This window comes from Streptomyces sp. NPDC126503, from assembly GCF_040302405.1.
GTDB classification, from domain to species: Bacteria; Actinomycetota; Actinomycetes; order Streptomycetales; family Streptomycetaceae; genus Streptomyces; species Streptomyces gulbargensis.
This window is the reverse complement of sequence record NZ_JBEORS010000042.1, coordinates 1-23,937: the sequence shown is the minus strand read 5'-3', so window position 1 is coordinate 23,937 and position 23,937 is coordinate 1. Positions and strand designations below refer to the sequence as shown.

The 23,937-nt window shown below is 71.7% G+C and carries 20 protein-coding genes; 7 read left to right on the top strand and 13 right to left on the bottom strand.

All coding sequences use genetic code 11. The features are described 5' to 3' along the window. Window positions 1-336 precede the first annotated feature (336 nt). The 3 genes from ABTY40_RS30120 to thyX all read right to left on the bottom strand — a co-directional run bounded on the left by ABTY40_RS30120 (window position 337) and on the right by thyX (window position 3,999). A complete protein-coding gene (locus tag ABTY40_RS30120) occupies window positions 337-2,022 on the bottom strand; it encodes a ribonuclease J (RefSeq protein WP_352062414.1) in 1,686 nt (561 codons plus the stop codon). 160 nt (window positions 2,023-2,182) lie between these two features. Continuing rightward, window positions 2,183-3,082 carry a 4-hydroxy-tetrahydrodipicolinate synthase gene (gene dapA / locus ABTY40_RS30115; protein WP_352062413.1) on the bottom strand — a complete coding sequence of 300 codons (900 nt, stop codon included), beginning with the start codon at window positions 3,080-3,082 and terminating at the stop codon, window positions 2,183-2,185. 176 nt (window positions 3,083-3,258) lie between these two features. Then, complete coding sequence (thyX, locus tag ABTY40_RS30110; protein WP_352062412.1) at window positions 3,259-3,999, bottom strand: FAD-dependent thymidylate synthase; 741 nt, start codon at window positions 3,997-3,999, stop codon at window positions 3,259-3,261. Between the two features lie 153 nt (window positions 4,000-4,152). Here thyX and ABTY40_RS30105 point away from each other — a divergent pair, with 153 nt between their 5' ends. Together ABTY40_RS30105 and ABTY40_RS30100 are read left to right on the top strand one after the other, a co-directional pair. After that, entirely contained in the window at window positions 4,153-4,389 is a 237-nt protein-coding gene (locus tag ABTY40_RS30105) for a hypothetical protein (RefSeq protein ID WP_352062411.1), read from the top strand. 54 nt (window positions 4,390-4,443) lie between these two features. Further along, window positions 4,444-5,004, top strand: a complete 561-nt coding sequence (locus ABTY40_RS30100) for an SCO5741 family PH domain-containing membrane protein (RefSeq protein ID WP_352062410.1) — start codon at window positions 4,444-4,446, stop codon at window positions 5,002-5,004. Here the strand turns inward: ABTY40_RS30100 and ABTY40_RS30095 are convergent. The 6 genes from ABTY40_RS30095 to eccD form a co-directional block, all read right to left on the bottom strand. Further along, window positions 4,994-5,446 carry a hypothetical protein gene (locus tag ABTY40_RS30095; protein WP_345289398.1) on the bottom strand — a complete coding sequence of 151 codons (453 nt, stop codon included), beginning with the start codon at window positions 5,444-5,446 and terminating at the stop codon, window positions 4,994-4,996. The two genes, ABTY40_RS30100 and ABTY40_RS30095, sit on opposite strands and share 11 nt — an antisense overlap. A gap of 5 nt (window positions 5,447-5,451) precedes the next feature. Then, entirely contained in the window at window positions 5,452-6,204 is a 753-nt protein-coding gene (gene dapB / locus ABTY40_RS30090; protein ID WP_352062409.1) for a 4-hydroxy-tetrahydrodipicolinate reductase, read from the bottom strand. A gap of 23 nt (window positions 6,205-6,227) precedes the next feature. Further along, the gene (locus ABTY40_RS30085) at window positions 6,228-7,607 is read right to left on the bottom strand and encodes a M16 family metallopeptidase (RefSeq protein ID WP_345289400.1); all 1,380 of its coding nucleotides are present in this window, start codon (window positions 7,605-7,607) and stop codon (window positions 6,228-6,230) included. Beyond that, a complete protein-coding gene (locus tag ABTY40_RS30080) occupies window positions 7,604-9,814 on the bottom strand; it encodes a polyribonucleotide nucleotidyltransferase (RefSeq protein ID WP_345289401.1) in 2,211 nt (736 codons plus the stop codon). Before ABTY40_RS30080 ends, ABTY40_RS30085 begins: the two co-directional genes overlap by 4 nt. Before the next feature lie 283 nt (window positions 9,815-10,097). Further along, window positions 10,098-10,388 carry a 30S ribosomal protein S15 gene (gene rpsO, locus ABTY40_RS30075; protein WP_128976159.1) on the bottom strand — a complete coding sequence of 97 codons (291 nt, stop codon included), beginning with the start codon at window positions 10,386-10,388 and terminating at the stop codon, window positions 10,098-10,100. 218 nt (window positions 10,389-10,606) lie between these two features. After that, window positions 10,607-12,082 carry a type VII secretion integral membrane protein EccD gene (gene eccD / locus ABTY40_RS30070; protein ID WP_345289412.1) on the bottom strand — a complete coding sequence of 492 codons (1,476 nt, stop codon included), beginning with the start codon at window positions 12,080-12,082 and terminating at the stop codon, window positions 10,607-10,609. 184 nt (window positions 12,083-12,266) lie between these two features. Between eccD and eccCa the strand changes: the two genes are divergently transcribed. Beyond that, a complete protein-coding gene (gene eccCa / locus ABTY40_RS30065) occupies window positions 12,267-16,229 on the top strand; it encodes a type VII secretion protein EccCa (RefSeq protein WP_352062408.1) in 3,963 nt (1,320 codons plus the stop codon). A gap of 174 nt (window positions 16,230-16,403) precedes the next feature. Further along, entirely contained in the window at window positions 16,404-16,697 is a 294-nt protein-coding gene (locus tag ABTY40_RS30060) for a DUF397 domain-containing protein (protein WP_352062407.1), read from the top strand. Window positions 16,698-16,772: 75 nt separating this feature from the next. Here ABTY40_RS30060 and ABTY40_RS30055 read toward each other — a convergent pair whose 3' ends face one another. The 4 genes from ABTY40_RS30055 to eccB form a co-directional block, all read right to left on the bottom strand. Then, on the bottom strand, window positions 16,773-17,063 hold the full coding sequence (locus ABTY40_RS30055) for a WXG100 family type VII secretion target (protein WP_309032668.1): 291 nt from the start codon (window positions 17,061-17,063) through the stop codon (window positions 16,773-16,775). A 53-nt stretch (window positions 17,064-17,116) separates the two neighbouring features. Continuing rightward, window positions 17,117-17,467 carry a WXG100 family type VII secretion target gene (locus tag ABTY40_RS30050; RefSeq protein ID WP_309032669.1) on the bottom strand — a complete coding sequence of 117 codons (351 nt, stop codon included), beginning with the start codon at window positions 17,465-17,467 and terminating at the stop codon, window positions 17,117-17,119. Window positions 17,468-17,670: 203 nt separating this feature from the next. Then, window positions 17,671-18,951 (bottom strand): type VII secretion-associated serine protease mycosin, encoded by a 1,281-nt coding sequence (gene mycP / locus ABTY40_RS30045; protein WP_352062406.1) that lies wholly within the window; start codon window positions 18,949-18,951, stop codon window positions 17,671-17,673. A gap of 13 nt (window positions 18,952-18,964) precedes the next feature. Continuing rightward, on the bottom strand, window positions 18,965-20,512 hold the full coding sequence (eccB, locus tag ABTY40_RS30040) for a type VII secretion protein EccB (protein WP_352062405.1): 1,548 nt from the start codon (window positions 20,510-20,512) through the stop codon (window positions 18,965-18,967). A gap of 190 nt (window positions 20,513-20,702) precedes the next feature. On the opposite strand from eccB, the gene eccE reads away from it, so the two are divergent. The 3 genes from eccE to ABTY40_RS30025 all read left to right on the top strand — a co-directional run. Continuing rightward, a complete protein-coding gene (gene eccE / locus ABTY40_RS30035; protein WP_345289450.1) occupies window positions 20,703-22,007 on the top strand; it encodes a type VII secretion protein EccE in 1,305 nt (434 codons plus the stop codon). Beyond that, window positions 22,007-22,810 (top strand): hypothetical protein, encoded by an 804-nt coding sequence (locus ABTY40_RS30030; RefSeq protein WP_352062404.1) that lies wholly within the window; start codon window positions 22,007-22,009, stop codon window positions 22,808-22,810. Before eccE ends, ABTY40_RS30030 begins: the two co-directional genes overlap by 1 nt. Before the next feature lie 216 nt (window positions 22,811-23,026). Then, window positions 23,027-23,937 (top strand): SCO5717 family growth-regulating ATPase (locus ABTY40_RS30025; RefSeq protein WP_352062403.1); only part of this gene is annotated, 911 nt, incomplete at its 3' end.

The window sequence follows — 23,937 nt, the reverse complement described above, 5'->3', positions numbered from 1 at the left end:
GCGTTGATTTTTGGCACGCTGTTGAGTTCTCAAGGTGCGGACGCTTCCTTCGTACCGACCCTCTCGGGCTTTCCTCCGGGCGCTTCCTTCGTTTCTGACTCTATCAGATCTTTCCGATCCGATTTCCTCGGTGCTTTCCGGTCCCGAATTCTTTCATTCCGGGGCCTTCCGGCGCGTTCCGACTTTATCAGAAGTTCTGAGTCGGATTTCCCGCCTCCTGGTCGGCCGGCCCGGCGCACAGCGGCGCGGGGGCTTCCCGTTCTGGCGGAGCCGTAAACGTACTGGAGCGGGGCGCCCCGATGCAAATCGAGGCGCCCCGCTCCGGAACCGCGCTGGTCAGACCTCCACGACGACCGGAAGGATCATCGGGCGGCGGCGGTAGGTGTCGGAGACCCACTTGCCGACGGTGCGGCGGATCAGCTGCTGGAGCTGGTGGGGTTCGACGACGCCGTCCTGGGCCGACTTGTTCAGGGCCTGGTCGATCTTCGGGAACACCGCGTCGAAGGCGGAGTCCTCGATGCCGGAGCCCCGGGCGTGGATGTTCGGGCCGCCGACGATCTTGCCGGTGGAGGAGTCCACCACCAGGAAGACCGAGATGATGCCTTCCTCGCCGAGGATGCGGCGGTCCTTCAGGGAGGACTCGGTGACGTCGCCGACCGAGAGGCCGTCCACGTACACGTATCCCGCCTGGACCTTGCCCGTGATGCGGGCGCGGCCGTCGACGAGGTCGACGACGACGCCGTCCTCGGCGATGACGATGTGGTCCTTCGGGATGCCCGTCATCGCGCCGAGTTCGGCGTTGGCGCGCAGGTGGCGCCATTCGCCGTGGACCGGCATGAGGTTCTTCGGGCGGCAGATGTTGTAGAAGTACAGCAGCTCGCCGGCCGAGGCGTGGCCCGAGACGTGGACCTTGGCGTTGCCCTTGTGGACGACGTGGGCGCCCCAGCGGGTCAGGCCGTTGATCACGCGGTAGACCGCGTTCTCGTTGCCCGGGATGAGCGAGGACGCCAGGATCACGGTGTCGCCGGGAACGATCCGGATCTGGTGGTCGCGGTTGGCCATCCGGGAGAGGGCGGCCATCGGCTCGCCCTGCGAGCCCGTGCAGACGAGCACGATCTCGTCGTCCGGCAGGTCGTCGAGGGTCTTCACGTCGACGACGAGGCCGGCCGGGACGCGGAGGTAGCCGAGGTCCCGGGCGATGCCCATGTTGCGGACCATCGAGCGGCCGACGAAGGCGACCCGGCGGCCGTACTCGTGGGCGGCGTCGAGGATCTGCTGGATGCGGTGCACGTGGCTGGCGAAGCTGGCCACGATGATGCGCTTCTGGGCGTTCGCGAAGACGTTCCGCAGGACGTTCGAGATGTCCTTCTCCGGCGGGACGAAGCCGGGGACCTCGGCGTTCGTCGAGTCGGTCAGCAGGAGGTCGATGCCCTCCTCGCTGAGCCGCGCGAACGCGTGCAGGTCGGTCAGGCGCCCGTCCATCGGGAGCTGGTCCATCTTGAAGTCGCCGGTGTGGACCACCATGCCCGCGGGGGTGCGGATCGCGACGGCCAGGGCGTCCGGGATGGAGTGGTTGACGGCGATGAACTCGCAGTCGAAGGGGCCGAGCCGCTCGCGGTGCCCCTCCGCCACCTCAAGGGTGTACGGACGGATGCGGTGCTCCTGGAGCTTCGCCTCGATCAGGGCGAGGGTCAGCTTGGAGCCGATGAGCGGGATGTCCTGCTTCATCCGGAGCAGGAACGGCACACCACCGATGTGGTCCTCGTGGCCGTGGGTCAGGACGATGCCCTCGATGTCGTCGAGGCGGTCCTGGAGGGTGGTGAAGTCCGGCAGGATCAGGTCGACGCCGGGCTGCTCCTCCTCGGGGAAGAGGACGCCGCAGTCGACGATCAGCAGACGGCCGTCGTACTCGAAGACCGTCATGTTCCGGCCGATCTCACCGAGACCGCCGAGCGGGGTGACGCGGAGGCCACCCTGGGGCAGCTTCGGCGGGGCGCCGAGTTCAGGATGCGGATGGCTCAAAAGACTCTCCTCACCACACGCGCCACGTACCGGTTCGGCACGTGGCGCGCATGACAATCGTGCACTTGCTGTTGTCGGTGTTTCACTTATCCGTTTTCGGTTTTTCTTCAGTTATGTGTTCGGTTGTCTGTTCAGTTGTGAAGTCCGTTGTCAGAGTTCGTCAGAGTTCTACCCCGCCTGCGGCCAGATCGACCTTGAGCTGCTCGGTCTCCTGGAGGGAAAGTTCCACGAGCGGCAGGCGCAGCGGGCCGGCCGGGAGGCCCTGGAGGGCGAGGGCGGCCTTCGTGGTCATGACGCCCTGGGTGCGGAACATCCCGGTGTAGACGGGCAGCAGCTTCTGGTGGATCTCCGTGGCCTTCTGGACCTCGCCGCCCAGGTGGGCGTCGAGGAGGGCGCGGAGCTCGGGGGTCGCGACGTGGCCGACCACCGAGACGAAGCCGACGGCGCCCACGGAGAGCAGCGGCAGGTTCAGCATGTCGTCGCCCGAGTACCAGGCGAGACCGGAGCGGGCGATGGCCCAGCTGGCGCGGCCGAGGTCGCCCTTGGCGTCCTTGTTGGCCACGATGCGCGGGTGCTCGGCCAGGCGGACGATCGTCTCGGTGTCGATGGGGACGCCGCTGCGGCCGGGGATGTCGTAGAGCATGACCGGGAGCTCGGTGGCGTCGGCGATGGCCGAGAAGTGCCGGTACAGGCCCTCCTGCGGGGGCTTGTTGTAGTACGGCGTGACGGCGAGCAGGCCGTGCGCGCCGTCGCGCTCGGCGGTGCGGGCCAGCTCGATCGAGTGGTGGGTGTCGTTGGTGCCGATGCCGGCCACCACGTGGGCGCGGTCTCCGACGGCCTCCAGGACCGCTCGCACCAGCTCCGATTTCTCCGCGTCGCTGGTGGTGGGGGACTCGCCGGTGGTGCCGTTGACGACCAGGCCGTCGTTGCCCGCGTCCACCAGGTGGGCGGCGAGTCGCTGGGCACCGTCGAGGTCGAGTGCGCCGTCCGCCGTGAAGGGCGTGACCATGGCGGTGAGGACCCGCCCGAAGGGGGTCTGCGGAGTGGAGATCGGAGCCATGGGTAACACGCTACTCGCTGCTCAGCGCCGGGTGCCCCCTCGGGGGCGTGAGAAAGGAGCCCGGCACTGCCTGCTCGGGGGTTCAAGCAGTGCCGGGTCCGTTTGATCAGCCTAGATGAACTTCACGAAACGTCGCAATACGGACACTTCGCCCGGGTGATTCGGACGTGCGTGCGTCACGGGGCGACGCGGCCGTTCTTGTTGAAGGCGGCGTACGTGAGCGGCATGAGCCGGGCCCAGTGCGCCTCCATCTTCTCGCCGACCATCTCGATCTCCCGCTGCGGGAAGGAGGGGACGGCGGCCAGTTCGTGCTGGGTGCGCAGGCCGAGGAAGTGCATGAGGGAGCGCGCGTTGCACGTGGCGTACATGGACGAGTACAGGCCGACGGGCAGGACCGCGCGGGCCACCTCGCGGGCGACGCCGGCGGCCAGCATCTCCTGGTACGTCTCGTACGCCCGGCGGTAGGAGTCCTCCATCGCGCGGCTCGTCAGCTCGTGCTGCGCCGGGGTGCCCTCGACGAAGACGTACTTGCCCGGGCGGCCCTCCTGGACCAGCTTTCGGGAGGTGTCGGGGACGTAGAAGACGGGCTGGAGCTCCCTGTAGCGGCCCGATTCCTCGTTGTAGGACCAACCGACCCGGTGGCGCATGAACTCGCGGAAGACGAAGATCGGCGCGCTGATGAAGAAGGTCATCGAGTTGTGCTCGAACGGGCTGCCGTGGCGGTCCCGCATGAGGTAGTTGATCAGGCCCTTCGAGCGCTCGGGGTCCTTCTGGAGCTCCTCGAGGGACTGCTCGCCCGCCGTGGAGACCCGGGCCGCCCAGAGGACGTCGGAGTCGGCGGCCGCGCTCTTGACCAGTTCGACGGTGACGTCGCTCCGGAAGTCGATCTTCACGGGCTCGGTGGGGGTGTCGGTCACCAGCGGTCCTTCCAGTCGTCTGTAGCCCGCCCACTGTAGCGACGTCATCCTCGAGGAGGAGATTCGGCCGCTTCGGTGAAATACGGCACCGAATGCGGGATTCGATCGTCTGTACCGGTGAGACGCACGACGACGACCGAGGAGAGTGACCCGATGTTCAGGCGGAACGAGGCCGTACCGTTCGCGTTCGTCGCGGAGGCCGACCACTTCCGCAGTAACGTCGCCCCGCCGCCGAGGGAACGGCTCGGCGCCTCGCAGATCGTCGGCCGCACGCTGGTCGGCCTCACCGTCGTGGCCGGGCTCGTCGGCTCGCTGGTCTTCGGGATGCCCTCCCTCCAGGCGGGGGACGCGGCCGTCCGGCAGCAGTCCGAGGCGTCCGTCAACCGCTGAGGTAGCCTCACCGGGCACTGCCCCTTCGAGCGTGCTTGTGAGTGAGGACCTGTCGTGCCCCTGCCCTTCCTGACGGCCGACCGTGCTTTTGACACGAACGACGACATCGCGCTGCCGTTCGACGACCACGACCAGTGGCGCCGTCCGTACCGGCCGGGGCCGTACCGGGTCGGCACGGCGGCGCTCGCCCTGCTGCTGGCGTCCTTCGTGCTGCTCGCGGCGGTGATCATCGCCGCGGCCGGAGCCGTCGGCGGCGCGGTCGTGACCTTCTCCGTCGCCGCGCTGATGATCGTGGCGGCCCTGCGCGTGCTGCGCGTGGGCACCTGGGTGAGCCGGGCGGGGGTGCGGAAGGTCGGTTTCCTCAGGACCACGACCACGCCGTGGGCCCGGGTGACCTCGCTGCGGACCGTGCAGCAGCCGGTGCGCTGGCTGGGACTCCCCCGCACCGTGCAGGGTCAGGCGCTGGTGCTCGGCCGGCAGGGCGGCGAGCAGCTGCTGCTGCTCACCGACCACAACGCCGACTTCCTCTCCCGGGTCGAGGCCTTCGACCGGGCGGCCGACACCGTCGAGGCGTGGAGCGCCGAGTACGGTCCCGTCCCGGCCGCTACGCGCTGACCGAACGGCCCTCGTGGAGGGCGATGGCCCGCTGCATGGCCTTGCGGGCCCGCGGGGTGTCGCGGGCGTCGTGATAGGCGACCGCCAGCCGGAACCAGCAGCGCCAGTCCTCCGGGGACTCCTCCGTCTCGGCCTTGCGCCGGGCGAAGACCTCGTCCGCCGAGTCACGGTCGATCCGGCCGCCCGCCGTACGCCTCAGCTCGTCGGCGGGCAGGCCGCCCTCCGCCTCCAGCTCCGCGGCCAGGCGGTTGGCCCGGCGCGCGAAGCGGGTGTTCTTCCAGAGGAACCAGGCGCCGACGCAGGGCAGCAGGAACGCCACCGCGCCCATGCCCATGGCCGCCGGCTCGCCGGTCAGGAGGAGCAGGACGCCCTCCATCGCCACCACGCCGAAGACGAGCACCAGCACGGTGGAGAGGAAGACGTACGTGATCTTTCCGCCCATGCCGCTCAGCCCAGGTCCAGGAAGTGCTCCAGGCCGAAGGTGAGGCCCGGGGCGGTCGTCACGCGGCGGGCGCCCAGGAGGATGCCCGGCATGAAGCTGGAGTGGTGCAGCGAGTCGTGGCGGACGGTGAGGGTCTCGCCCTCGGCGCCGAGCAGTACCTCCTGGTGGGCCAGCAGGCCCCGGAGGCGTACCGCGTGGACCGGCACACCGTCCACGTCGGCGCCGCGCGCTCCCTCCAGGGCGGTCGCGGTGGCGTCCGGCTGGGGGCCGAGGCCGGCGCCGGCGCGGGCGGCGGCGATCAGCTGGGCGGTGCGGGTGGCGGTGCCCGAGGGGGCGTCCACCTTGTTGGGGTGGTGCAGTTCGACGACCTCGACCGACTCGAAGTACGGGGCCGCGATCTGTGCGAACTTCATGGTGAGGACGGCGCCGATGGAGAAGTTCGGCGCGATGAGCACGCCGGTCTCCGGGGAGGCGGCGAGCCAGGCCCTGAGCTGCGCGAGGCGCTCCTCCGTCCAGCCGGTGGTGCCGACGACGGCGTGGATGCCGTGGCCCACGCAGAAGTCGAGGTTGGCCATGACCGAGTCGGGAGTGGTCAGCTCGACGACGACCTGGGCGCCCGCCTCGGTGACCGTCTCCAGCTTGTCGCCGCGGCCGAGGGCCGCGACCAGTTCCATGTCCTCGGCGGCCTCGACGGCCTTGACGGCTTCGGAGCCGATGCGGCCCCGGGCACCGAGGACCGCCACGCGCAGCTTGCTCATTGGGCTTCTTCCTTAGGGAGGGTTCAGGCGACCGCGTGGTGCAGCCGGTCCGCCTGCTTGTCCTTCAGCGGGCCTATCACGGCGAGCGAGGGCCGCTGGTTCAGTACGTCACGGGCGACGGCCCGGACGTCGTCCGGGGTGACGGCCGCGATGCGGGCGAGCATGTCGTCCACCGACATCTGGGAACCCCAGCACAGCTCGCTCTTGCCGATGCGGTTCATCAGGGCGCCGGTGTCCTCCAGGCCGAGGACGGTGGAGCCGGAGAGCTGGCCGATCGCCCGCCGGATCTCCTCGTCGCCGAGGCCCTCGGAGGCGACCTTGTCGAGCTCGTCCCGGCAGATCTTCAGCACGTCGTGGACCTGGCCGGGGCGGCAGCCCGCGTACACCCCGAAGAGGCCGCAGTCGGCGAAGCCCGAGGTGTACGAGTACACGCTGTAGGCGAGGCCGCGCTTCTCCCGGACCTCCTGGAAGAGGCGGGAGGACATGCCGCCGCCGAGGGCGGTGTTGAGGACGCCCAGCGCCCAGCGGCGCTCGTCGGTGCGGGCCAGGCCCGGCATGCCGAGGACCACGTGGGCCTGCTCGGTCCTGCGGTTCAGGTGCTCGACGCGGCCCGCCGTGCGCAGCGTGCGGGAGCCCTGGCGGGGGGCGACCGGGACCGCGTCGGTACGGGTCAGGGCGCCGGCCTTCTCGAAGGCGCGGCGGACCTGGCGTACCACCGTGGCGTGGTCGATGTTGCCGGCGGCGGCCACGACCAGGTGGGTCGGGTCGTAGTGCTTCTTGTAGAAGCGGGCGATCTGGCCGCGGGTGAGGGCGTTGACGGTGTCGACGGTGCCGAGGACCGGGCGGCCCAGTGGGGTGTCGCCGAACATGGTCTTCGCGAACAGGTCGTGCACGATGTCGCCGGGGTCGTCCTCGGTCATCGCGATCTCCTCGAGGATCGCGCCGCGTTCGACGTCGACGTCCTCCTCCAGGATCAGCGAGCCGGTCAGCATGTCGCACACCACGTCGATCGCCAGCGGCAGGTCGGTGTCGAGGACCCGCGCGTAGTAGCAGGTGTACTCCTTTGCCGTGAAGGCGTTCATCTCGCCGCCGACCGCGTCGATCGCGGCGGAGATGTCGAGGGCGGACCGCTTGGCGGTGCCCTTGAAGAGGAGGTGCTCCAGGTAGTGGGTGGCGCCGTTGAGGGAGGGGGTCTCGTCCCGGGAACCGACGTGCGCCCAGATGCCGAAGGTGGCGGAGCGCACGGAGGGGAGCGTCTCGGTGACGATGCGGAGGCCGCCGGGGAGGGTGGTGCGGCGGACGGTGCCGATGCCGTCCCTGCCCGGGAGAAGCGTTTGGGTACGGGCGACGGCCCGCCCCTCCGTGGAGGGGCGGGCCGTCGTCGCGGAACTGCGGGACGTCACTGGTCGGTGTCGTCCTTCGCCTCGTCCTCGCCCTCGATCACGGGGATGAGGGAGAGCTTGCCGCGCTGGTCGATCTCGGCGATCTCGACCTGGACCTTGGAGCCGATCGCGAGCACGTCCTCGACGTTCTCCACGCGCTTGCCACCGGCGAGCTTGCGGATCTGCGAGATGTGCAGCAGGCCGTCCTTGCCGGGGAGCAGGGAGACGAAGGCACCGAAGGTGGTGGTCTTGACGACCGTGCCCAGGTAGCGCTCGCCGACCTCCGGCATGGTCGGGTTGGCGATGCTGTTGATCGTGGCGCGGGCGGCCTCGGCCTGCGAGCCGACCTGGGCACCGATGTAGATGGTGCCGTCGTCCTCGATCGTGATCTCGGCGCCGGTGTCCTCCTGGATCTGGTTGATCATCTTGCCCTTGGGACCGATGACCTCACCGATCTTGTCCACGGGGATCTTGACGGTGATGATCCGCGGGGCGTTGGGGGACATCTCGTCCGGGGTGTCGATCGCTTCCATCATCACGTCGAGGATGTGGAGGCGGGCGTCACGGGCCTGCTTGAGGGCCGCGGCCAGGACGGAGGCCGGGATGCCGTCCAGCTTGGTGTCGAGCTGGAGGGCGGTGACGAACTCCTTGGTGCCGGCGACCTTGAAGTCCATGTCGCCGAAGGCGTCCTCCGCACCGAGGATGTCGGTGAGGGCGACGTAGTGCGTCTGGCCGTCGATCTCCTCGGAGATCAGACCCATGGCGATGCCGGCGACGGGGGCCTTCAGCGGCACACCGGCGTTCAGCAGCGACATGGTCGAGGCGCAGACCGAGCCCATGGACGTCGAACCGTTGGAGCCGAGGGCCTCGGACACCTGGCGGATCGCGTACGGGAACTCCTCGCGCGTCGGCAGCACCGGCACGATGGCGCGCTCGGCGAGCGCGCCGTGGCCGATCTCGCGGCGCTTGGGCGAGCCCACGCGGCCGGTCTCGCCGACGGAGTACGGCGGGAAGTTGTAGTTGTGCATGTAGCGCTTGCGGGTCACCGGGGAGAGGGTGTCCAGCTGCTGCTCCATGCGGAGCATGTTGAGGGTGGTGACGCCCAGGATCTGGGTTTCGCCACGCTCGAACAGGGCGGAGCCGTGGACGCGCGGGATGGCCTCGACCTCGGCGGCGAGCGTACGGATGTCCGTGATGCCGCGGCCGTCGATGCGGACCTTGTCCTTGATGATCCGCTCGCGGACCAGCTTCTTGGTCAGCGCGCGGTAGGCGCCCGAGATCTCCTTCTCGCGGCCCTCGAAGGCCGGGAGGAGCTTCTCGGCGGCGAGCTCCTTGATGCGGTCGAGCTCGGCCTCGCGCTCCTGCTTGCCGGCGATGGTGAGCGCCTGCGCGAGCTCGCTCTTGACCGCGGCGGTGAGCGCCTCCAGGACGTCGTCCTGGTAGTCGAGGAAGACCGGGAACTCGCCGGTCGGCTTGGCGGCCTTGGCGGCGAGGTCCGACTGAGCCTTGCAGAGGACCTTGATGAAGGGCTTCGCGGCCTCGAGACCGGCGGCGACGACCTCCTCGGTCGGCGCCTCGGCGCCGCCCTTGACGAGCTCGATGGTCTTCTCGGTGGCCTCGGCCTCGACCATCATGATCGCGACGTCGCCGTCCTCCAGGACGCGGCCGGCGACGACCATGTCGAAGACGGCGTCCTCGAGCTCGGTGTGCGTCGGGAAGGCGACCCACTGGCCCTTGATCAGCGCGACACGGGTGCCGCCGATGGGGCCGGAGAAGGGCAGGCCGGCCAGCTGCGTGGAGCAGGAGGCGGCGTTGATGGCGACCACGTCGTAGAGGTGGTCGGGGTTGAGCGCCATGATCGTCTCGACGATCTGGATCTCGTTGCGCAGGCCCTTCTTGAAGGAGGGGCGCAGCGGGCGGTCGATCAGGCGGCAGGTGAGGACCGCGTCCTCGGAGGGCCGGCCCTCGCGGCGGAAGAAGGAGCCGGGGATCTTGCCGGCCGCGTACATCCGCTCCTCGACGTCGACCGTCAGGGGGAAGAAGTCCAGCTGGTCCTTCGGCTTCTTCGAAGCGGTGGTGGCCGAGAGGACCATCGTGTCGTCGTCCAGGTAGGCGACGGCGGAACCGGCGGCCTGCTTGGCGAGGCGGCCGGTCTCGAAGCGGATGGTGCGGGTGCCGAAGGCGCCGTTGTCGATGACGGCCTCGGCGTAGTGGGTCTCGTTCTCCACTATGGGTTTCTCCTACGTGTTCGTCTTTGCGTCCGCCGGCCCGTGTGGCCGGTGGGCGGTGGCGACGAGGCCGGAGATACGCGCCTCTGTTGCGGGCCGGTCTTCGATCGAAGCACCCGGGTACGTGTCCGGGGGCCACTACCGAGGACCGGCGGTGCGAGCAGGCGGCTCCTCGCTCGTCGTATGGGGTTGTGCGTCCCAGCCTAAGTGCCGGTGCGCACTTTGCGCACGTACAGCAAAGGGAGCGGCCCCCTGAAAGTGGGAACCGCTCCCTCCACGCGACTTACTTGGCGCCGCCGGCCGCGCCGCGGCGGATGCCGAGGCGGTCGACCAGCGTACGGAAGCGCTGGATGTCCTTCTTGGCCAGGTACTGCAGCAGGCGGCGGCGCTGGCCGACCAGGATCAGCAGACCACGGCGGGAGTGGTGGTCGTGCTTGTGGGTCTTGAGGTGCTCGGTCAGGTCCGAGATGCGGCGGGACAGCATGGCGACCTGGACCTCGGGGGAGCCGGTGTCGCCCTCCTTGGTGCCGAACTCGGCCATGATCTGCTTCTTGACGGCGGCGTCGAGAGCCACGCGGATCTCCTCTTGGTTCGCGCGCCCGCGAGTGCCCCTGGTCTAGGTCTCAGGGGAAGCTTCCGTGACTCGACGGGCGAAGGTCCGATGGGCGCAGCTTCCAGGGCCTGGGAAGGCTTCCGGGAGCGCGTACACAAACGGCCGTCACACAGCGTACCAGTTCGGCGGAGCGGTCCGGGACGGGGTGCCGGCCGGGGGCCCGTGCCTCCTCCCCGCGACTACTTGCTGGTCAAGGAGCGGACCGCGCTGTAGACGTCGAGGACGGCGAGGCAGAGCGGGACCAGGGAGAGCAGGACGAAGCCCTCGGCGAGGTCGAGGAGGCGGCCCCAGAAGGGCGAGAGACCCTTCTTCGGGATGATCAGGCCGATGGCGGTGATCAGGGCGGCGCCGGCGGCGACGGAGGCGGCGAGCCAGATGGTGCGGATGTCGAGGCCGCCGCGGTCCCCGTACATCAGGAACTCCTTGACGAGGTCGGCCGGCGGGTTCAGGGAGAGGCCGAGGACGAGGAGCGCGATGGCGGCGATGCCGGCGACGAGGACGCAGGCGACCTGCGAGGTGTAGCGGAAGAGGCGGGCGCGCAGCAGCATCGCGAGGCCGGCGCCGAGGGCGAGGAGCTGGCCCCAGACGTTCCCGGCGAAGCCGAGGACGGCGGCGGAGCCGACGACGACGGCCGCGCAGCCGCCGACGAGGCCGAGGAGCATCTCGTGGCCGCGGCGGGCCTGGAGCGCGATGCGCTCGCCGTCCACGGCCCGGTCCTCCTCGTCGTTCGCCCGGGTCTCGCCGAGGAACTCCTCGTCGGCGGCGCTGCGCGGGGCGGCGTATCCGATGGGGAGGCGGGCGAAGCGGGCGGAGAGGCCGGGCAGGAAGGCCACGAGGCCGATGGCGACGGGGGCGCAGACGGCGGCGGTCTCGGTGGCGGTGGCCTCGGTGACGATCATGAGGAAGGTCGCGAGGGTGCCGACGGTGGCGAGGAAGGTGGCGGCGACGAAGGGGGCGTCGCCGCTGGGGGTGAGCGCGACCAGGGCGACGGAGGCGACCAGGACGGTGACGCAGCCGAGGAGGAACTGGAGGCGGCCGGGGCCCTGGCCCGGGTCGGGGCCGATGATGCCGGAGCCGGCGATGAGCAGCAGGGGCAGGGCGCCGAGGCCGAGGGCGACGGCGGTGGTCCGGTCGCCGTAGACGCGGGCGCGGACCCCGGCGAAGGCGGTGAGCAGGACGCCGGCGGCGCCCGCGATGACGCCGGGGAGGCTGTGCATGTCGTGGCGGACGGGGTCGGCGAACCAGAGGACGAAGCCCATGAGGACGAGCAGGAGCACCCCGCCGAGGAGCCCGGCGCCGCGCAGCAGGTCGTCGCTCCACAGGTGCCGGTCGCGGGTGACCGCGGAGGCGACGGCGTCGGAGACGTCGTCGAAGACGGCGGGCGGCAGGGACTGGGCGAAGGGGCGCAGGGAGAGCACCTCGCCGTCGAGGACCTGCTGGGCGGCGAGGGTGCGGGCGCCGTCGAGGACGGAGCCGTCCCGGCGCACGAGGTGGTAGCCGGTGGGGGCACCGGCGGGCTGGGTCTGACCGGTGAGCCGGAGGATCTCGGGGTAGACGTCGGCGACGGCGATGTCCTCCGGGAGCGCGACGTCGATGCGGCTGTCCGGCGCCACGACGGTGACTCGGCAGAAGCCGGTCGCTGCGGTCGTACTCACGTGTGTGGACCCCCTGATTCGCGGTTGCGCACGATGCGCGCGCCACCCTACCGGGCACGGCCGGTGGGGGCTGCAAGTAGGATCGCCGTCCCATGGGGGAAGTCCGCGCGCCCGGCTGCCGACAGGGGTGGCGCCGCGGCAGCTCCCGCCACGAGCCCGCCTCCAACGAGGGATTGATGCGCCGGTGAGCCAGATCGTCGTCAAACGCCCGCCGAGGTCCCTTCCTCCGGAAGTGCCCAGCGAGGAACTGGTCCTGGAGCCTCCGCCGGAACTCCCGCGGGGGCAGCAGGAGTCGGCGCTGATGCAGCTCCTGCCGATGCTCGGCATGGGTTCGTCGGTCGTCTTCTTCTTCATGACGCCGTCGCCGATCATGCGGATCATGGGCGTGCTGATGCTGGCGTCGACGGTCGCGATGGCCATCGCCCAGTTCGTCAGATTCCGTCGGGGTACGCAGGGGCAAATGGCTGATGTCCGCCGCGACTACCTCAAATACCTCGCGCAGACCCGGCGTACGGTGCGGCGGACGGCGCGCCGGCAGCGGGACGCGCAGCTGTATCTGCACCCCGCTCCGGAGCAGTTGTGGTCGGTGGTGGCCGAGGGGTCGCGGCTGTGGGAGCGCAGGGTCGGCGACCACGACTTCGGGCAGGCGCGGATCGGACTCGGGGCGCAGCAGCTCGCGACGCCGCTGGTGGCGCCGGACACGGCGCCGGTGGACGAGCTGGAGCCGCTGTGCGCGGGTGCGATGCAGCAGTTCCTGGCGGTGCACGGGACGCTGGACGGGCTGCCGATGGCGGTGTCGATGCGCGCCTTCTACCACGTGACGGTGTCGGGTGAGCCGGAGTCGGCGCAGGCCGCCGCCCGGGCGCTCGTGGCGCAGCTGGTGACGCTGCACTCCCCCGAGGACCTGATGCTGATGGTGGTGGCCTCGCGGGCGGTGCAGGACCGGTGGGACTGGACGAAGTGGCTGCCGCACACGCAGGTGTCGGGACAGCCCAACGCCTACGACGGGGCGGGCACCAAGCGGCTGTTCGGTGACGACCTCGGGGAGCTGGAGCACCTGGTCCGGTCGAAGCTGGACGGGCGGCCGCGGTTCTCGCGGGAGAGCCAGCCGGTGCTCGACCAGCCGCACGTGGTGGTGGTCCTGGACGGGGGCATGGTGCCGCCGGACTCGCTGCTCGCGGCGGCGGAGGGCCTGCAGGGCGTGACGATCGTCGAGGTGGTCTCCGGCGACCTGGACGAGCCGCGCGGTGGTCTGTCCGTGGTGGTACGGCCGGGGCGGCTGCGCCTGGAGTCGGGCGGCGGCTTCGCGTACGAGGGGCTGCCGGACGGGATCTCGCTGGCCGCGGCCGAGGCGCTGGCCCGGCAGCTGGCGCCGCTGCGGGTGGGCGGCGGGGACGACGACGAACCGCTGCTGGCCAACCTGGACTTCACGGATCTGCTGAACCTGGGGGACGCGGCGTCGGTGGACGTGGCGCGGACCTGGCGGCCGCGGTCGGTCGCGGAGCGGCTGCGGGTGCCGATCGGTGTCGGCGAGGACGGGCAGCCGGTCATGCTGGACCTGAAGGAGGCGGCGCAGGAGGGCATGGGCCCGCACGGTCTGTGCGTGGGCGCGACCGGTTCCGGCAAGTCGGAGCTGCTGCGCACGCTGGTGCTGGGTCTGGCGGTGACGCACTCCTCGGAGACGCTGAACTTCGTCCTCGCGGACTTCAAGGGCGGTGCCACGTTCGCGGGGATGTCGCAGATGCCGCACGTGGCGGCCGTCATCACCAACCTGGCCGACGACCTGACGCTGGTCGACCGCATGGGGGACGCGATCCGCGGTGAGCTCCAGCGGCGGCAGGAGCTGCTGCGCTCGGCGGGCAACTACGCCAACATCCACGACTACGAGAAGGCGCGGGCGGCGGGTGCCCCGCTGGAGCCGCTGGCCTCGCTGGTGCTCGTCATCGACGAGTTCTCCGAGCTGCTGACCGCCAAGCCGGACTTCATCGACATGTTCATCCAGATCGGCCGCATCGGCCGGTCGCTGGGTGTGCACCTGCTGCTCGCCTCGCAGCGCCTGGAGGAGGGCAAGCTGCGCGGCCTGGACACGTACCTGTCGTACCGGATCGGTCTGCGGACCTTCTCGGCCGCGGAGTCGCGGACCGCGATCGGTGTGCCGGACGCGTACCACCTGCCGTCGGTGCCGGGCTCGGGCTACCTGAAGTTCGGTACGGACGAGATGACCCGCTTCAAGGCGGCGTACGTGTCGGGGACGTACCGGACGGGCGGGCCGCGTCTGGAGGCGGGGCAGCTGCCGGTGGAGCGGCGGCCCGCGCTGTTCACGGCGGCGCCGGTGCCGGTGGTGTACGCGGCGCCGGACCCGGCGTATCTGTCGGCGCAGCGCGCCGAGGAGGACGACGCGCTCGCGGACACGGTGCTCGACGTGATCGTGCGCCGGCTGGAGGGCCAGGGCGTGCCGGCCCACCAGGTGTGGCTGCCGCCGCTGGACCAGGCGCCCTCGCTGGACCAGCTGCTGCCGGGGCTCGCGCAGACGCCGGACCGGGGGCTGACGGCGACGGAGTACACGCGCCAGGGCGCGCTGACGGTGCCGCTGGGTCTCATCGACAAGCCGTTCGAGCAGCGGCGCGAGGTGCTGTACCGGGACTTCTCGGGTGCGGCGGGCCACATGATGGTGGTCGGCGGTCCGCAGTCGGGCAAGTCGACGCTGATGCGGACGCTGATCTCCTCGTTCGCGCTCACCCACACCCCGGCCGAGGTGCAGTTCTACTGCCTGGACTTCGGTGGTGGCGGTATGGCCTCGCTGGCCGATCTGCCGCACGTCGGCGGGGTGGCCTCGCGACTCGACCCGGAGCGGGTGCGGCGGACGGTCGCCGAGGTGATGGGCGTGCTGAACCGGCGGGAGGAGTTCTTCCGCTCGAACGGCATCGACTCCATCGCCACGTACCGGCGCAGGCGCGCGGCGGGCGATCTGCCCGGCGAGGCCTGGGGCGACGTCTTCCTCGTCGTGGACGGCTGGGGCGGTTTCCGCAACGACTACGACATGCTGGAGCCGATCGTCTCGGACATCGCGGCGCGCGGTCTGGGCTACGGCATCCACGTGGTGATCACCGCCTCCCGGTACATGGAGGTGCGGGCGGCCCTGAAGGACCAGATGCTCGGCCGTCTGGAGCTGCGGCTCGGTGACGTCATGGACTCCGAGTTCGACCGGAAGGTCGCGGCGAACGTGCCGACGGGCGTGCCGGGGCGCGGCCAGGTGCCGGAGAAGCTGCACTTCATGGGCGCGCTGCCCCGGATCGACGGGTCCAGCTCGGCGGGCGATCTGTCGGAGGGCACGGCGGCGTTCGTGCAGGCGGTGAAGGCGAGCTGGACCGGGGCTCCGGCGCCGGCGGTACGGCTGCTGCCGCGCCGGCTTCCGGCGGAGCAGCTGCCGAAGGGCTTCGAGTACCCGCAGCACGGCATCGCGATCGGCATCGACGAGGTGAACCTGGAGCCGGTCTTCGTCGACTTCGAGTCCGACCCGTTCTTCCTGGTGTTCGGCGAGAGCGAGTCGGGCAAGACGGCGCTGCTGCGGCTGATCGCCAAGCAGCTGTGCGAGCGGTACACGCCGGAGCAGGCGCGGATCGTGGTGGGTGACTACCGGCGCACGCTGCTGGAGGCGGTGGAGCCCTCGCACCTGCTGGAGTACGCGCCGATGGCGTCGGCGATGCAGATGCACATGGACGCGATCAACACGGTGATGACGAAGCGGGCGCCGAAGCCCGACATCACGCCGCAGCAGCTGCGGGACCGCAGCTGGTGGACGGGACCGCAGCTGTTCGTGATCATCGACGACTACGAGCTGGTGGCGACGAACTCGGGCAATCCGCTGGCGGTGCTCGTGGAGAACCTGCCGTTCGCGCGGGACGTGGGCATCCGGTTCATCGTGGCGCGCAGCGCCGCGGGTGCCTCGCGGGCCATGTACGAGCCGTTCATGCAGCGGATGAAGGAGCTGGGGGCGCAGGGCGTGCTGCTGTCCGGCGATCCGCAGGAGGGCGACATCCTGGGCAATGTGCGGGCGCGGCCGATGCCGCCCGGCCGGGGCACGTTCGTGTCGCGGAAGCGGGGGACGCCGCTGGTGCAGCTGGGCTGGCTGCCCGACCGGCACTGAGGCCGCGGACGCGGTACGCGGAGGGGCTCGCCCGGTGGGCGGGCCCTTTCCCGTACCCGGGAGGGCCGGCGGTCCGCCGGGGGCGGGGGCCACTGAGCGGATTCCGTCCGTCCGGGTGGCCCGGCCCCACTACTGTGGCAGGGACCGCCGTACGACCGTGAAGGGACCGCGCCGATGACCGACGCCCACACCGGCACCACCTCCGACCTCACCGAGAGCGAGCTCGCCCGCGCCGCCGAGAAGCAGCGCCAGAAGGAGGAGCTGTACGCGCTCGACATCTCCGGTGTCGAGTGGCACGGCGCTCCGGGGACGAGCCCGGACGAGGAGCGGGTGGAGATCGCCCATCTGCCCGACGGGGCGGTGGCGATGCGTTCGTCGCTCGACAAGGAGACGGTGCTGCGTTACACGAAGGCGGAGTGGGACGCGTTCGTCCTGGGCGCCCGGGACGGCGAGTTCGACCTGCGCTGACGCGGGCGCGCGCCGGAGTGCGTGAGGGGGTGGCCCGCCGGAGCGGGCCACCCCCTCACGCGTGTCCGCGGGGACTCACATCATGCGGAAGCGGGCCGCGTTGCCGCGGTCCGTGTCCTGGTAGCCGGCGACCGACTCGTCGAGGAGCATGGCGATGCGCGCCAGGTCCTGGTTCATGCCGGACATGTCGCGGGTCAGGCGGTCCTGGCTCTCGCGGTACGCGATCTTCGCCTCACCTTCCCAGTTGGAGGCGACGCGGTTGACCTCGGCCATGAGGTCGTCGAGCTTCTGCGTGAGGGTGCTGGAGGTCAGCCGGGTGTCGGCCGCCGCCTGCGTCACGGTGTCGTAATTGACCGCAGTGGTCATGGTGATGACTCCTGAAGTGAGAGTGGCGCGGTGGACTGGTCGGGCCGGTGGCCTCAGATGCCGAGGATGGCGCTCTGGTTGCCGGAGGCGCCGCCGCCCGAGCCCTCGTCCATGGTGCGGAAGGACCGGATGCGGTCCTCCTCCTCGCGCGTGAAGCCGTCGGCGCTCATGCGCATGATCTCCTCGAGCTTGGTCAGCTCGTTACGCATGTTGCGCAGCCGCTGGTTCAGGTCGTTCTGAACCCGGTCGTACTCCTTGCTCGCCGCGCCCTGCCATCCCGCCTGGATGCGGTCCACCACGCCGTTGAGGGAGGTGATGCGGGCCTGGAGCTCGTCGGAGAAGTCCTGGATGCGGCCGGCCAGCCGGATTTGTTCGGCACTGGTTACGTTCAGGTCTTTCGACATCTTGCCCCTTCTTCCTGCGGTGGCGTCGACGGCCCGGCCGTCGGTCCCACCGGTCGTGATACGGACGGGAATCTTCTGATGCCGCCCCCGTGCTGGGTTCGCACTGCCGTGCCACCCGCGGTCACTTTATCCATTGGAGGCGGCAGTTCCAACTGCAAAGCGAGCACCGAATAGTTGGCCGGACGGACCGGCCGGTGCCCTGCTCAGCGCACCCCCTCGCGGCGGCGGCTGTCGCGGATCACGACGGCCGTTCCGGCGACCACGGCCACCAGGACGACGCCGATCCCCAACGCGTAGGTGGCGAGCCGCTCGGAGCGCTCCTGGGGCGTCTCCGACAGCGCCAGGCGGGCCGGTTCGGGAGCCGGCGGGCGGGCCGGGCCCGGGTCGGGCGTCGGCGAGGAGGGCGGGGAGGCACCCGCGTCGGGCAGGTCGGCGAGCGCGCGCACCGGGTCGACCACTCCCCAACCGACGTGGTTGTCACGGCCGTTGACGGAACGGACGGCGGTCTGCTCGATGCGGGCGACGATCTGGGCCGCCGTCCACTTCGGGTACTTGGCGCGCAGCAGGGCGGCCACGCCGGCCACGTACGGGGCGGAGAAGCTGGTGCCGTTGTCGACGCACTGGCCGCCGCCGGGGACGGTCGAGACGATGTCGACGCCGGGGGCGGCGACGCCCACGAAGGTCCCGGACTGGGAGAAGGCGGCGCGCTCGTTGTTGCGGTCGGAGGAGGCGACGGCGAGGACGCCGGGGAAGGCGGCCGGGTACGTGTTCTTCAGCTTGCCGTCCATGCCGTCGTTGCCGGCGGAGGCGACGACCACGATCTGCCGGGCGAGGGCGCGGGCGACGGCCCTGGCCATGGGCGAGTCGGCGTCGAGGGGCTGCGTGGTGTCCTGCGAGATGTTGATGACGTGGGCGCCCTTGGCGACGGCCCAGTCGATCGCCTGGGCCATCGTGTCCGACTTGCCGCTGTTCTTCTCGTCGTTCTGCCGGATCGGGATGATGGTGGCCTCGGGCGCGAGGCCGACGAAGCCGGTGCCCTTGCGGGGGCGGGCGGCGATGATGCCGGCGACCTTGGTGCCGTGACCGACCTCGTCGACGGTGCCGTCGGTCTTGCCGCGCAGCTCGTCGCCGAATCCCGGGTTCTGCTTGTCGGGCTTGAGGTAGTCCTTGCCGGACTTGGCGTCGACGGCCGTCCGCAGCTGCGGGTTGACGTCGTCGACGCCGGTGTCGATGACGGCGACCCGGACGCCCTTGCCCTTGGTGTCCTGCCACAGCTCGTCCAGGAGGACCCGCTGGAGCGGCCACGGGGTGCCCTCGATCTGCTTCTTCATCGGGAAGGTGCACTCGCCGCCGCCGTCGAGCGCCCACGGGCGGTCCGGCGTTTCGGCGGCCCGGGCCGCGAAGGAGGCGGGGGCGGGGACCGCGAGCAGCGCGGTGAGGGTGGCCGCGGCGAGCAGGGCGGCCCTGCGGTACGGAGTCGTCACCGGCGCCTCCCCCTCAGGAACCCTGCGGCTGGCGCGCGCTGTTGGTGTCGAGTCGCGGCCCCTTGGACAGGAACTCCGACCAGGCGATCGGGACGAGGACCGGCGTGACCTTCTCGTACCCGAGACGCTTCTGCGCGTCGCTGGGTTCCGGGCGTCCGTCGGTCTGCTGTTCCTGGTCGCCGGTGCCGATCTCGGAGCGGGCGGAGTCGCTGTCGCCATTGGCCTGGACCGCGTAGCGCAGGCCGGTGTCGGTGACGAGGAAGAGGGAACCGTCGGGGGTGCTCTGGTTGCCCTGGATCTGGGTGTAGAGCAGGCCGCTGCCCGGGGTGACGTACGTGCTGGTGCCGCCGGCCGTGATGTCGGCGGGGTACTGGGGGCCGGCCCAGGTGGTGAGGGTCGTGCCGCCCTTCTCGTCCACGGCGGTCAGGACGCTGCACACGGTGTCCCGGGCGCCCGCGCCGGTGACGGAGTTGACCTGGGTGGACTTCTTCTGCGGCCAGCGGACCCCGGCGTGGAAGACGGTGGTGTCCGGGACGAAGGAGGGGGCGTCGACCGTGGTGGCCTTGCCGTCCATGTCGAGGACGCCGGTCTGCGGGGAGTTGATGAGCAGCCAGGCGGTGAAGTCGGAGACCGGCTGCACCTTTCCGGGCAGGACGACGTAGTGCTGGGGGCCGGAGCCGGTCTGGGCGAGGAGGACCATGCCGACGCGGTTCTCGGTCGCGGTCAGTTCGTTGCCGGGGATGCCGGCGGGACTGCCGACCTGGCCGTCGATGCGCGGGAAGTCGATCTCGTCGCCGGTCTTCAGGGTGGCGAGCCAGTCGTCGGTGACGGGCTGGGGTTCCTTGTTGAGGCCGACGAGTGCGGTGAGGAGTCCCGCGGAGTCGGCCTTCACCGGGTACTTGGTGCCGGCGTGGTCCACGAGGAAGCGGGCGGCGCCCTTCTGCCCCTTGACGTACAGGACCTGCCCGTCCTTGAGGCGGCTGTCGCCCTCGGTGCGGTGGTGGTCCCGCTTGGCGAGGAGGAAGGTGGCCTTCTGAACGCTGGCGCCCTTGCCGCCGCCGGGCTGTTCGCAGACGGCCCAGCGCTTGGCGGTGCCCGCGTCGTCGGCGGCGGGCAGCCGGTCGGGGGCGTAGGGGATGCCGAGGATGGGGCCGCGCGGCGGGTTGCCCTCGTCGAGCTTCTTGTCGTCGACCTGGATGACCTTGAACTCGTCGGGGTTGAGCAGCAGGCGCGCGGAGGCCAGGTTGAGGACCGGGTGCAGCAGGGTCTTCTTGTCCTTGCCCTTGCCGGTGCTGAGGACGACGTAGCGGGTGGTCGACTGCTTGCCGACGATGACGCGGGTGCCGGGGGTGTCCCAGCCCTTGGGGGCCTGGGGGCTGAACATGCCCCAGGCGCCGAAGCCGGCGACGACGAGGGCGGCGACGATCAGACCGGGGACGACCGCGCGCAGAGGCCTCGGAGCCCCTTCCTCCGTACCGGAGGGAGAGGGTTGGAGGAATGCCGCCACCGTGCGCTTCTTCGCAAAGGTGTACGCGTTGAGCTCGTCCCGCCGCGATGCCATGAGTCCCCATTCTCGTCAGGCGCAGTCGTCGCGCGGGTTGCCGGGGAGCCGTCACCCGGGCCCCGCCTTTCGGACCGGCCCCCTACTATGCCTGCTGTCCGGCGGGGCGCGTGGGGCGGGTAGGGTGATCCGGCCGCCAAAGCCCTGGCGGGCCAGGGTGATCGGGACGAATTGAGGGGGATTCTCCATCATGGCTTCCGCGACGCGGACGCGGCCCGCCGCGGCCACGAGCTCCGCGGCCCCTGCGACGGGGCCCGTCTCCTCGGTCTCACCACGACTCCAGGCACGCCCCGGACACTTCGGTTCGTTCCGATTGCAACAGCTCGTACTGGTCGAGGTGGCCGCGGCGGTGCTCGCCGTCGCCTGGGTGATCGACCCCGTCCTCCTGGTGCCGGCGGGCGTGCTCGCCGTCGTGCTGGTCCTCCTCGCGGTGGTGCGGCGGCACAAGCGGTCGATGCCCGAGTGGCTCGGCACCTTCCTCGCGCTGCGCGCCCGGACCCGCCGGGCGGCCTCGCTGGCGGTGCCCGAGGGCACCGAGCCGGGGCTCGCGCCGGTGGTCGAGTGCGACCCCGCGCTGCGCACGTACACGTACAGCGACCGCGACCGGCGGCCGGTCGGGATGATCGGGGACGGCACCTTCCTGACGGCCGTCCTGCGGGTCGACGCGGACGGGACGGCGCTGCGCCCGGACCGGGCGGCGCGCCCGCTGCCGGTCGCGCTCGTCCGGGACGTGCTGAGCGTGGACGGCATCCGGCTGGAGTCGGCGCAGATCGTCCAGCACACCCAGCCGGCGCCGGCCCCGCACCTGCCCGCGCAGTCGATGGCGGCGCGCAACTACGGTCCGCTCCAGGCGCAGACCGGTTCCCCCGCGGTGCGCATCACGTGGATCGCGCTCAAGCTCGACCCCGAGCTGTGCCCGGAGGCGGTCGCCGCGCGCGGTGGCGGCCTGACGGGGGCGCAGAAGTGCGTGGTGCGGGCGGCGGACCAGCTGGCGAGCCGGCTGGCCGGTGCAGGCTTCCGGGCGAGCGTGCTCACCGAGCAGGAGCTGACGGCGGCGCTCGCCACCTCGACCTGTGCCAGCCCGATGGCGATCGCGCAGGCGGGCCGGGGACAGGCGCCCGGGCGGCGGACGCAGGAGACGGCGCGGACCTGGCGGGTGGACGACCGGCGGCACACGACGTACTGGGTGGGGCGCTGGCCCCAGTTGGGCGGACCGGGCGGCGGGCCGGGGGCCTCGATGCCGCAGCTGGTGGCCCTGCTGACCTCGCTCCCCGCGCTCGCGACGACGTTCAGCCTGACGCTGAGCGGCGGGGACCGGCAGGAGGTGACGGTGACCGGACACGTACGGATCACCGGGCGCAGCGACGAGGAACTGGTGGCCGCCCGGCACGAGCTGGAGCGGGCCGCGCGCGGGGTGAGGACGGGGCTCGTCCGTCTCGACAGGGAACAGGTGCCGGGCATGCTCGCGACGCTGCCGCTGGGAGGTGCGCGCTGATGTCCGTCCACACCACCGGGCCCGCGGGACCGTCCGGGCGCGGGACCGGGGGCGGTGCCGGGGGCTCCCGTGCCGCCGCCCGCCGTACGGGCCGGGGCACGCGCCCCCGCTTCGGCTTCGGGCTCGTCGGCCCGCGCCGCGACCGGCACTCCGTACCGCTCGAACAACTGGAGGCGCTGGCCCTGCCGGTCGGCGACGACGGCATGGTGATCGGCGTCGACGCGGAGGGGCGGCCCGCCGTGCTCGGCATCAACCGGCCGGTGCCGTACGACGTGACGCTGATCGGCGGTCTGTGGACCGCGCAGGTGCTGGCGCTGCGGGCGGCGGCGACCGGCGCACGGGTGGCGGTGGAGACCGGGCGCGCGCAGGCGTGGACGGCGCTCGCGCAGGCCGCGGGCGGGGGGCAGCCCTGCATCACGCTGCACGACGTGGGCCGGGTGCCGCCGCAAGGCGCCTCGGCGGGCAGCCCGGTGGTCGTCGTCCGCGACTGCGGCATGCGTCCGCCGCGCGGCCGGGTGGTCTCGGCTCCCTGGCAGTCGGTGGTGACGCTGCTCCCCTATCTGAGCCCGGTCGCGCCCCGCCTCCTCGAGAAGTCCTCCCTGGTCGGGGTGCAGCGGGTCTCCCCCGACGAGGCGGCGCAGATCGGCCGGATCATGGGCCTGCCGCGCCAGGAGTACGAGACGCTCTCGACGCTCGCCGACGGGGTGACGCTCTGGTGCGCGCAGGGCGACCGGCAGTTCGTCATGACACAGGGCACGGACGCCGAGACCGGATTGTTGGGCGGCGCCCGCCGGATGGACTGAGCGACACCTGTCGCTCATGTACGTCCGTTTTTGCATCGTTTTGGACGGGTGGGGTTCTCACTCTGCGGCGTGGCCGGATCACTTGGGGGCGGAACCGGTGCGCGGAGGCGCTCGGGGAGGGCCGTTCGGGCCTGCCCGAGCGGTACGCGCGGCGTTTAGGGTGGAAGGGCCCCGCCCACAACGGCACACGGGTGCTCGACCACACCAGGAGGCAAAGTGAACGGCGATCGGGACGAGATCCGCGGGGGCTGGAACGCGCCCGCCGACGATCAGTCCGACGCGGATCCCGCCGAGATGACGGGTGAGTTCACCATCGACTACACCCCGCCCGCCTGGTACACGCAGAACGCGTCGGGCGGTGCGGGAACGGGCGGGGTCACTCCCCCGCCGCCCACCGGGGCCCCGCTCCCGGTGCCGGACCCGAGCCCCCCGGCGCGGCAGGGCTTCGAACCGAGCTGGAGTGCCGCCCCGGCGGCGCAGTCCCCGGCGCCCGCCGCCCCCGAGCCGGCGGCGTCCGGCCCGGTCCCCGCCCCGGCACCGGCGGCCCCCGCCCCGGCGCCCGCCGCGCCGCTTCCCGTACCCGCCCAGCAGACGCCCGCCTCCGCACCCTCGCCCGCTCCCGCCGCCGCGGCCACGGCCGACGGCGGTGAGGTGGAGAGCGGCGCGACCGTGCGCTTCTCCCCCGCCGCGATGAAGCGCGAGACGGAGGAACGGGCGACCGGGGCCCGGACGGCCACGCCCGCGCCCGCCGAGGCGGCACCGGAGGCGCCCACACCGGCTGCCACGACCGGCACCGAGGCCGGCGGCGCGGAAGGCACGGCCGGCCCGGACGCCCCCGGCGGGGAGGCCCCCGACGCGGACACCACCGACCCCGCCAACAACACCGACGCCGCCGACACCACCGACGCCGCCGTGCGCGCCGAGGGCGAGTCCCCCGCCGGGACGGAGGCCGGACAGACGGCCGCCGCCGACGCCGAGGCGGCCGGGACCGTCCAGGACTCCGCGCCCGACGACGGCGGGAGCACTCCCGCGCCCGCCGAGGCCCCGGCCGGGGGCACCGCTCCCGCCGCGCCGCTGCCGGCCGCCGCCGGGCCGCTGCCCGCCGCCGAGGCGCCCGCCCCGCCGGA

Excerpts from the sequence above, each read along its gene's own strand:
- ABTY40_RS30030 (WP_352062404.1), top strand. The coding sequence starts at position 22,007 with ATGTCCGTCCACACCACCGGGCCCGCGGGACCGTCCGGGCGCGGGACC.
- ABTY40_RS30095 (WP_345289398.1), bottom strand. The coding sequence starts at position 5,446 with ATGGGCGGAAAGATCACGTACGTCTTCCTCTCCACCGTGCTGGTGCTC.
- ABTY40_RS30060 (WP_352062407.1), top strand. The coding sequence starts at position 16,404 with ATGACCGACGCCCACACCGGCACCACCTCCGACCTCACCGAGAGCGAG.
- dapB (WP_352062409.1), bottom strand. The coding sequence starts at position 6,204 with ATGAGCAAGCTGCGCGTGGCGGTCCTCGGTGCCCGGGGCCGCATCGGC.
- eccB (WP_352062405.1), bottom strand. The coding sequence starts at position 20,512 with ATGGCATCGCGGCGGGACGAGCTCAACGCGTACACCTTTGCGAAGAAG.
- eccE (WP_345289450.1), top strand. The coding sequence starts at position 20,703 with ATGGCTTCCGCGACGCGGACGCGGCCCGCCGCGGCCACGAGCTCCGCG.
- ABTY40_RS30050 (WP_309032669.1), bottom strand. The coding sequence starts at position 17,467 with ATGTCGAAAGACCTGAACGTAACCAGTGCCGAACAAATCCGGCTGGCC.
- ABTY40_RS30105 (WP_352062411.1), top strand. The coding sequence starts at position 4,153 with ATGTTCAGGCGGAACGAGGCCGTACCGTTCGCGTTCGTCGCGGAGGCC.
- dapA (WP_352062413.1), bottom strand. The coding sequence starts at position 3,082 with ATGGCTCCGATCTCCACTCCGCAGACCCCCTTCGGGCGGGTCCTCACC.
- ABTY40_RS30055 (WP_309032668.1), bottom strand. The coding sequence starts at position 17,063 with ATGACCACTGCGGTCAATTACGACACCGTGACGCAGGCGGCGGCCGAC.